The following is a 1347-nucleotide window of genomic DNA, read 5'->3' on the forward strand; positions in this document are numbered from 1 at the left end:
TGAGGTTCACCCCGAACGGTGGACAGGGGCTTACACAGTTCAAGCAACCACTGGCAGCGACTTCTCGTAGTCGTTGGGGCTGAGCATCCCGATCGAGGAGTGGCGCCGCCTACTGTTGTAGAAATTCAGCCATTTGTCAATCGCGGCAACGAGTTCCGTTTTCGTCGCGTAGACGTGCCGGTAGTATTCCTCATGTTTGAACGTCGACCAGAATGATTCCGCCGGGCTGTTGTCCCAGCAGATCCCGGTCTCGCCCATCGACCGGCGCAGCCCGTGACCGAAGCATGCCTGCGCCGTCACGTTCGCCGTGAACTCGCCGCCGCGGTCCGAATGCAGAATCGTGCCGCGGCACCCGCTGCCCCGGCCGGCCACCGCGTCGTCGATGGCGGCAGTGACCATCTCGGCGCTGATGTGGTCAGAAACGCTGTAGCCCAGCACTTTCCGGGAATGACCGTCCCGAATCGCACACAGGAACATGTCGCCCTCACCACACGTCAGATACGTGATGTCGGTCAGCCAGACCGCGTCGGTCCGGCCCCGGTCGAAGTGCCGGCCGACCAGGTCCGGCGGGAACGACGCGGCCGGATCGACCACCGTCGTGCGCACCTTGAACGTGCGCGGACTGATGCCCTCCAGCCCCACCCCGGCCATGATCTTGGCAACCGTCTTCGCCGTGACCACCTCGCCCTGGTCGCGAAGTTCCGCGGTGATACGCGGCGACCCGTAAGTGCCACCGGAGTCCTGGTGCGCCTGGGTGATCTTCACCTCCAGGTCGGCCCGGCGTTGCCGGCGCGGCGCCAGGACCGTTGCGGCGGCGCGTGTGGCGTGTGCGTAGTAGCCGGACCTCGACACATTCAGCAGTCGCGCCATGCGCCGGACCGAGAACCGACGTTCGTTCCGAAGTGGGACCCTGCCGGCAGTGTCGGCGGACTCGTCGGGGCCGGCGTACTTGGCCATCAGAGCGAACCGGGCCGGTTCTTCTGCATCGCGGCAAAGTACGCCGAGGCTTTTACCAGGAACGCGTTGTCCTTCTCCAGCTCGGCCACCTGCCCGCGCAGCCGCAGCAGCTCGGCCCGCTCGGCCGCCTCCAGAGGGTTCTCGCCGTGCACCTCGGCCGCGGTCACCCGGCGCCGCTCGTCCTTGACCCAGACACTCAGCATGCCCGCGTCGAGACCCAGCTCGCGGGCGACCTCCGCGATCGTCCGGCCGGAATCGATCACGCGGTGAGCAGCCTCGACCTTGTACTCCGCCGGGTACGACCGGCGCTTGCGAGGAGGCATGAGGACATCCTTCCAGCAGAACCCCTGGTCCTGCTAACTCGGTGTCCACTACCCGGGGTGAACCTCA

General features: G+C 66.3%; 2 protein-coding genes. Both read right to left on the reverse strand.

The features are described 5' to 3' along the window. Nucleotides 1–39 precede the first annotated feature (39 nt). Nucleotides 40–957 (reverse strand): IS3 family transposase, encoded by a 918-nt coding sequence (locus tag ISP_RS40875; RefSeq protein ID WP_013223345.1) that lies wholly within the window; start codon nt 955–957, stop codon nt 40–42. Further along, the gene (locus tag ISP_RS40880; protein ID WP_013223344.1) at nt 957–1280 is read right to left on the reverse strand and encodes an IS3 family transposase; all 324 of its coding nucleotides are present in this window, start codon (nt 1278–1280) and stop codon (nt 957–959) included. The genes ISP_RS40875 and ISP_RS40880 overlap by 1 nt, the downstream gene beginning before the upstream one ends. Between the last annotated feature and the right edge of the window lie 67 nt (nt 1281–1347).

This window comes from Amycolatopsis mediterranei (assembly GCF_026017845.1).
In the GTDB taxonomy this organism is placed as follows: Bacteria; Actinomycetota; Actinomycetes; order Mycobacteriales; family Pseudonocardiaceae; genus Amycolatopsis; species Amycolatopsis mediterranei.